At 76.1% G+C, this 7,092-nt stretch carries 7 protein-coding genes; 4 read left to right on the forward strand and 3 right to left on the reverse strand.

Going from position 1 to position 7,092, the window contains the following annotated elements; genetic code table 11:
- The 4 genes from IH13_RS0126640 to IH13_RS0126655 all read left to right on the forward strand — a co-directional run.
- A partial coding sequence (locus IH13_RS0126640) for a polyprenyl synthetase family protein (RefSeq protein ID WP_031088521.1) occupies positions 1–965 on the forward strand: 965 nt, incomplete at its 5' end.
- Entirely contained in the window at positions 962–2,491 is a 1,530-nt protein-coding gene (gene crtI / locus IH13_RS0126645) for a phytoene desaturase family protein (RefSeq protein ID WP_031088522.1), read from the forward strand. The genes IH13_RS0126640 and crtI, both read left to right, overlap by 4 nt.
- Positions 2,491–3,477: a phytoene/squalene synthase family protein gene (locus IH13_RS0126650; protein WP_031088523.1), complete on the forward strand. Its 987-nt coding sequence runs from the start codon at positions 2,491–2,493 to the stop codon at positions 3,475–3,477. Before crtI ends, IH13_RS0126650 begins: the two co-directional genes overlap by 1 nt.
- Entirely contained in the window at positions 3,474–4,439 is a 966-nt protein-coding gene (locus IH13_RS0126655) for a Rieske (2Fe-2S) protein (protein ID WP_031088524.1), read from the forward strand. The genes IH13_RS0126650 and IH13_RS0126655 overlap by 4 nt, the downstream gene beginning before the upstream one ends.
- A 69-nt stretch (positions 4,440–4,508) precedes the next feature.
- On the opposite strand, the gene IH13_RS0126660 is transcribed toward IH13_RS0126655, so the two are convergent.
- The 3 genes from IH13_RS0126660 to IH13_RS0126670 all read right to left on the reverse strand — a co-directional run.
- On the reverse strand, positions 4,509–6,065 hold the full coding sequence (locus tag IH13_RS0126660; protein WP_031088525.1) for an FAD-dependent oxidoreductase: 1,557 nt from the start codon (positions 6,063–6,065) through the stop codon (positions 4,509–4,511).
- Positions 6,062–6,775 carry a class I SAM-dependent methyltransferase gene (locus IH13_RS0126665; RefSeq protein ID WP_031088526.1) on the reverse strand — a complete coding sequence of 238 codons (714 nt, stop codon included), beginning with the start codon at positions 6,773–6,775 and terminating at the stop codon, positions 6,062–6,064. Before IH13_RS0126665 ends, IH13_RS0126660 begins: the two co-directional genes overlap by 4 nt.
- On the reverse strand, positions 6,772–7,092 hold a 321-nt coding region (locus tag IH13_RS0126670), incomplete at its 5' end, for a lycopene cyclase family protein (RefSeq protein WP_031088527.1). The genes IH13_RS0126665 and IH13_RS0126670, both read right to left, overlap by 4 nt.

Consider the following 7,092-nt stretch of genomic DNA (forward strand, 5'->3'; position numbering starts at 1 on the left):
CGTTCGTCCTGCGGGGCGGCAAGCGGCTGCGGACCGCGTTCGTGTGGTGCGGCTGGCTGGCGGCCGGCCGTGGGGGCGACCCGGAGACGCCGGTGCGGGTCGGCGCGGCCCTCGAACTGCTCCAGGCCTGCGCGCTGGTGCACGACGACGTCATGGACGACTCCCCGGTACGCCGGGGCGCACCCGCCGTCCACGTGGACTTCGCCCGGATGCACCGGGAGAGCGGAATGCGGGGCTCCGCCGCCTCCTACTCCGCCGGCGCCGCCGTGCTCGCCGGTGATCTGGCGCTGGCCTGGGCCGACGACCTGTTCACCGAGACCGCGCTGGGCTCTCCGCACGGGGGCCGGCTGCACCGGGAGTGGCGGGCGATGCGGGGCGAGACGGTGGCCGGCCAGTACCTGGACCTGCGCGCACAGGCGACCGGCTCCTCCGACGGGGACGAGGCCAGGAACATCGCGACGCTCAAGAGCGCGCTCTACACGGTGGAGCGGCCGCTCGCGCTGGGTGCCGCGTCGGCCGGGGCCGACGCACGCACCACGGAGGCGCTGAGGTCGGCCGGGCGGTGTGCCGGTCTCGCCTTCCAGCTCCGCGACGACCTGCTCGGCGCGTTCGGGGACCCGGCGACGACGGGCAAACCGGCGGACGTGGACCTGCGCGGGCGCAAGCTCACCTACCTCCTCGCGGTCGCGGTCCGGCGGGCCGCCGAGATGGGTGACACCGAGGCCGTGGCCGCGCTCGGACCCGAGGGGGCCGCCGACGCCGAGGACGGCGTCGGCCGGATGCGTGCCGCCCTGGACCGTACCGGCGCACGCGCGGTGGTGGAGGACGAGATCGCCATCCTCGCGGCGTCGGGCCTGCGCCACTTCGCGGCGAGCGGTGCGGACGCGGACGCCCGGCGGGAGTTCGCCTCGCTGGTGGAGCGGGCCGTGGGCTCCGCACCCGTCCGGGGCGGGGAGGACGCATGAGGACGGTGCCGGGTCCCACGGACCACGTGGTGGTGGTCGGCGCGGGGCTGTCCGGTCTCGCGGCGGCCCTGCATCTGCTCGGCGCGGGACGCCGGGTGACCGTCGTCGAACGCGGCGCGGGGCCCGGGGGCCGGGCGGGCCGGCTGGAGCTCGGCGGCTACCAGGTGGACACCGGCCCCACCGTGCTGACCATGCCGCACCTGGCCGACGAGGCGTTCGCCGCCGTGGGTGACAGCCTGCACCGGCGCGTCGAGCTGATCGCCCTGCACCCGGCCTACCGGGCCCGGTTCGCGGACGGCAGCGGACTGGACGTGCACACGGACGGCGACGCCATGGAGGCGGAGGTGCGGCGGTTCGCCGGAGGCCGCGAGGCGGAGGGGTACCGCCGGCTCCGCCACTGGCTGGAGCGGCTGTACCGGGCGCAGATGCGCCGCTTCATCGACACCAACTTCGACTCCCCCTTCCAGCTGCTGCACCCGGACCTGGCGCGGCTGGCCGCGCTGGGCGGCTTCGGCCGGCTCGACCCGCAGATCGCCAGGTTCCTCTCCGATCCGCGGCTGCGCCGGGTGTTCTCCTTCCAGGCGCTGTACGCGGGGGTGGCCCCCGCCCGGGCGCTCGCCGCGTACGCCGTCATCGCGTACATGGACACGGTCGCGGGCGTCTGGTTCCCGAAGGGCGGCATGCACGCGCTGCCCCGGGCCATGGCGGACGCGGCGGCCGACGCGGGGGCTCGGCTGCGCTGGTCGGCGGAGGTGGGACGGCTGGAGCACGCGGCGGGCCGGGTGCGGGCCGTGCGGCTGGTGTCGGGCGAGCGGATCGCCTGCGACGCGGTCGTGCTGACGCCCGATCTGCCCGTCGTCCACCGCCTCCTGGGGCGTGCGCCCAGGCGCCCCGTCGGGCTGCGCCACTCGCCGTCCGCGGTGATCCTGCACGCGGGCACGGACCGTACCTGGCCGGACCTGGCGCACCACACGATCTCCTTCGGCGGTGCCTGGGAGCGCACCTTCGACGAACTCACCCGCGCCGGGCGGCTGATGAGCGATCCGTCGCTGCTGATCACCCGGCCGACCACGCACGATCCGTCGCTCGCGCCCGAGGGCAGGCACCTGCACTACGTCCTGGCTCCCTGCCCCAACACCACGACCGGTCCCCCGGCGGACGCCTGGCACGGCCTGGGGCCGCGGTACCGGGAGAGTCTGCTGGCCGAACTGGAACGCCGGGGGCTCGACGGGTTCCGGGCGTCGCTCGACCGGGAGCTGCTGGTGACACCGGTGGACTGGGCGGCCCAGGGCCATGCGGCGGGCACCCCGTTCTCGCTGTCGCACACCTTCGCGCAGACCGGCCCGTTCCGGCCCCGCAACCTCGTGCGCGCCTACGACAACGTCGTGCTCGCCGGGTGCGGGACGACGCCCGGCGTCGGGGTGCCGACGGTCCTCGTCAGCGGGAAACTCGCCGCCGCGCGCATCACCGGCCGTCCCCGTGCGAGGACGGCCCGCACCACGGTCACGTCGTCGAAGGGCAACTGATGAACCGCCGTGAACTGGACGCGGCCCGGATCACCGATCCCGCGCTGCGGGCCGCCTACGACCGGTGCCGCCGGCTCAACGCCCGGCACGGCCGCACGTACTTCCTGGCGACCCGGCTGCTGCCGCTGGAGCGGCGCTGCGCGGTGCACGCGCTGTACGGCTTCGCACGGTGGGCGGACGACATCGTGGACGACCTCGACCGCCACCGGCCACCGGCGGAACGCGACCGGCTGCTGCGCCTGCTGGAGGGCGACCTGGCACACGGGCTGCGGACGGGGGGCGGGGACGAGCCGGTGGTGCGCGCGGTGGCGGACACCGCCGCGCGATACGCCATCGGCCACGGATTGTTCGCGGACTTCATGGCGTCGATGCGCAGCGATCTCAGCGTCACGGACTACCCGACGTACGCGGACCTGCGGGCCTACATGCACGGGTCGGCGGCGGTGATCGGGCTGCAGATGCTGCCGGTGCTGGGCACGGTCGTGGACCGGGAGGAGGCGGCGCCGCACGCGGCGGCCCTCGGGGTGGCCTTCCAGCTCACCAACTTCCTGCGGGACGTGGGTGAGGACCTGGACCGGGGCCGGATCTACCTTCCGGCGGACCTGCTGGCCGGTCACGGGGTGGCGCGTCCGCTGCTGGAGTGGTGCCGTCGTACCGGACGCCGCGACCGGCGTGTCCGGGCGGCGCTCGTCGAGGCGGAGGCGCTGACCCGGGCGGTGTACCGGGAGGCGGAGCCGGGCATCGCCATGCTGGAACCTCGGGTGCGGCCCTGTATCCGTACGGCGTTCACGCTGTACGGGGGCATCCTCGACGCGATCGCCGCCGACGACTACGCGGTGCTGCACCGGCGGGCCGTCGTCCCGCGCGGGCGGCGGGCGGCCACCGCGGCGGCCGGGCTGGCGAGGGTGCTGGGGGCGCGGGTGCGGACCCGGGTGCCCGCCGCACCGTCCGACGCCCCGGCCCGTGCGGAGGGGACGCGGCGATGAGCGGACGGCACGGGAGGACGTGGACCTCGCCGCTCCGGGTGCGGCGCGCCCCGGCCTGGGAGCGGCAGGCCCCGACCTGGCGCGAGGCGCGGCCCGCCCTGATCGCCGGGGCGCTGGAACGGGCGGCGGCCCGGCCGTCGGGCAACTGGTACGTCGTCGGGGCGTCCCGGGAGGTCGGTGCGCGGGAGCGCCCGTACGGCCGGACGGTCGCCGGGACCGAGGTGGTCGTGTGGCGGGCCGGTGACGGCTCCCTGCGGGCGGGCCCCGGGGTGTGCCCCCACCTGGGGGCCCCGCTGCGGGACAGCCGGGTGGTGTGCGGGACGCTGCTGTGCCACTGGCACGGGCTGGCCCTGGACGGCGGGCCGCGGGCCGGGTGGGAGCCGTATCCGGTGCACGACGACGGGGTGCTGGTGTGGGTGCGGCTGGACGCGGCCGGGGGCGGGCCGGCGCTGGAGCGTCCGGTGGTGCCGGTGCGGCCGGGGGCCGGGGGCGCGGTGGACGCGGTGTTCACGGCGGTCGGCCGGTGCGAACCCGAGGACGTGGTCGCCAACCGGCTCGATCCCTGGCACGGGTCCTGGTTCCACCCGTACGCCTTCGTCGGCCTGAAGGTGGTCGGCACCCCGGACGACGACGGGGACGACGGGTTCGCGGTGGAGGTGTCGTTCAAGGTCGCGGGGCGGCTGGTGGTGCCGGTGCGGGCCGTGTTCACGGCCCCCGAGCCCCGTACGGTCGTCATGCACATCACGGACGGGGAGGGTGCCGGTTCGGTGGTCGAGACCCATGCGACGCCGCTGACCGCGCGGGGTGCGGCCGAGCCTGTCTCTTATACACATCTGGCCCGGGCCGCCGCGCCGGTCCTGCGGCCCCTGATGCGCAGGACGGCGGGACGGCTCTGGCGGGACGACCTGGCGTACGCCGAGCGGCGCTGGTCGCTGCGGAGCTCAGGGCGCTTCCCGGGGTGACGCGCCGCCGGGGAGGCGGTGTCAGTACCGTTCCGGCACCACCAGGGCCTGCGGGGCGGAGAGGCGGTGTCAGTACCGTCCGGCCCGGCGGGCGAGGGCGCCGAGGAGCCGGGAGCGGCCGGACCGGGGGACGGTCCAGAGGGTCTGGCCGCGGACGCCCCAGTCGGCGAGCAGCGCGTTGGCGGCGAGGAAGCCCGAGGTGGCCGCGCGTTCCATGAGGGCGACGGGCAGTCCGGTGCGGACCAGGTCGCCGGCCAGGGTCACGCGCGGATGGGGGGTGCGGACAGTGGGGCGCCGGTGGTGGCCGCCGACGGAGAAGACGGGGCAGTCGGCGCGCCATTCGTGGCGGCCGTCGATGATCCGGGCGTCGGCGGTCTCGGGGTAGACCTCGTGCAGCCGTTCGACGATGCGCCGCTGGACCTGCTTGGGTTCGGCGTCCTCGGCGACCGCGTAGGCGTGGAGTTCGACCACGCTGCCGCCCGTCCGCGCGGCCCAGCGGGCGGCTTCGCCCTCCCAGCGGTCGAGGACGCTGATGTTGTCGAGGCCGTCGTAACCGCTGGTGCCGAGGAACCCGGCGCGGTCGGCGCGCACGGGGCGGTCGAGCCACAGCCGGGAGACCAGGAACGGCGGTGCGGTGCGCAGCGCGGCGACGTCCGCGCGCCAGGCCGCGTCACCCAACTCCTCGGAGGCGGCGACGACATGCCGCAGACCGGTGGTGTCCAGCGCGAGGACGACGGCCTGGTGGCGGTCGGCCGCCCCGTCCCGCTCCACGGTCAGGGTGCCGTCCGCGGCCGGGCGGACGCGGTGGACGGGGGTGCCGGTGCGCAGGTGTGCGCCGAGCCGTCGGAGGTAGCCGCCGAGCGGCTCCCACAGGGCCTGGGGGAAGGGTTCGCGCGGTACGTCGAAGAGGAGGCCCTCGGACGAGCCGAGGAAGTAGATGTGGAACATCAGCAGCAGTTCCGCGGCGGACAGTTCCCGGGGGTCGGCGAAGAAGCTGCGGGAGAACACCTCGAAGGCCAGGTGGTGGGCGGCCTCGGGGAAGTTGATCCGGTGCAGGAACTCCTCGGCGCTGACGTGGTCGAACCGCTCGTAGACCTCGGGGACGCGTACGTCGAGCAGCGGCAGTGCGGCGCGGGGGTCCATGGCGGCGAGGTCGCGCAGGCCGAACGTCGGGCTCAGCGCGACGAACCCGAGCGCGCTGAACGGCGGGGTCCGGGGCACCCGGGCGAAGCTGTCGGTGAGTCCGCCGCGGTGCCGCAGCGGGTAGTCGGGCAGCGGGGTCAGGGTGCTGAGCGAGGGGTCGGTGCGGCGCAGCAGGCCGCGCAGGTTGTAGTACTGGCGGAAGAAGGCGTGGAAACCGCGGCTCATGGTCGCCCCGGACCCGTCGGCGAGGCGGACGGGCCAGCCGGCGAGACGGCCGCCGAGGGTGTCCTCCCGTTCGTACAGGGTCACCCGGACGCCTCGCTCGGCGAGGGCGGTGGCGGCGGCGAGACCGGCGATGCCGCCGCCGATCACCGCGGTGGACGGGGCGTCGCCGGTGAAGCGCTCGCGCCCGGGCGCCGGACGGACGGTCTCGGCCCGGCGGTCGCGTCCGTGGCGGTCGGCGGCGGGGCGGCCACGGCTCATGGCGCCTCCGTCCGGGCGAGGAAGGTGTGGACGATGCCCGTCTGCCAGCCGGCGACGGGAGCGGTGCGGACGTACGGGAAGCCGGCCCGGGCGATGCGCCGGGCGAAGGCCGGTGCGGTGTCGAAGTCGAGGACGCTGCGCCAGAGATGGCGGTACAGCTCGCGGTCCCCGGTCAGCGTGCCCGCCGGGACGATCAGCCCGCGGCACACCGCGTGCCACAGGGCGCGGTGCACGGCCGAGCCGCTGAGGCTGTACTCGTGCGCCAGCAGCCGTCCGCCCGGACGCAGCAGCGTGCGCACGGCCTGGAGGACCTCGCCGGGGGCGGTGACGTTGCGGAAGAGGTAGGCGGCGAACACCGCGTCGTACGCGCCCTCGTGGCCGGCGGCGCCCAGCGCCTCCGCGGACCGGTGCAGGAACCGCACGTTCAGCGGCCAGCGTTTCGCGCGGGCCCGCTCCAGCATGCCGGCCGAGGCGTCGGCGGCGGTGATCCGGGCGTACGGGGCCGCGCGCAGCAGGGCCCGCGTCGAGGCGCCCGTACCGCAGCCGAGGTCGAGGACCCGCAGGCCCCTTCCGCCGTCCGGGAGACGGAGGCGGCGCGCCGAGCGGAGCAGGTCGGTGCGGTAGCCCGGGTTCAGTGCGGTGAGGCGGTCGTAGCTGTGCGACGCGTGGTCGAACGCGTGCGCGAGGTCGTGGTCGCGCAACAGGGTCATCGCGGGCTCTCCTCGGATCGGCCGGCGTCCCGGCGGTCGGTGTCCCGGCGGGCCGGGTCCCGGCGGGTGGTCTCGCGGCGGGTGGTCTCCCGGCGCGGCAGGAAGGGCAGTTCGGCCGCGGTGCGGAGCATCGGGCCCACGGGGGTGCGCAGGCCGATACCGAACTCCTCCCAGGGCGTGCTGCCGCCGTCGAGGAAGCGCAGGAGCCGCTCCATGGGCACCCGGCGGAAGAGATCGGTGAAGAAGCGCGGGCCGTCCACACGCCCGGTGTCCAGTGCCCGCAGCAGCACGGCGTCCATCGCGAGCTGCCGGCGGGC

This window comes from Streptomyces sp. NRRL WC-3549 (assembly GCF_000721935.1).
Taxonomy (GTDB): Bacteria; Actinomycetota; Actinomycetes; order Streptomycetales; family Streptomycetaceae; genus Streptomyces.

Bases quoted from the DNA above. Each gene is read 5' to 3' on its own strand.
- IH13_RS0126655 (WP_031088524.1), top strand. From the start codon at position 3,474: ATGAGCGGACGGCACGGGAGGACGTGGACCTCGCCGCTCCGGGTGCGG.
- crtI (WP_031088522.1), top strand. From the start codon at position 962: ATGAGGACGGTGCCGGGTCCCACGGACCACGTGGTGGTGGTCGGCGCG.
- IH13_RS0126660 (WP_031088525.1), bottom strand. From the start codon at position 6,065: ATGAGCCGTGGCCGCCCCGCCGCCGACCGCCACGGACGCGACCGCCGG.
- IH13_RS0126665 (WP_031088526.1), bottom strand. From the start codon at position 6,775: ATGACCCTGTTGCGCGACCACGACCTCGCGCACGCGTTCGACCACGCG.
- IH13_RS0126650 (WP_031088523.1), top strand. From the start codon at position 2,491: ATGAACCGCCGTGAACTGGACGCGGCCCGGATCACCGATCCCGCGCTG.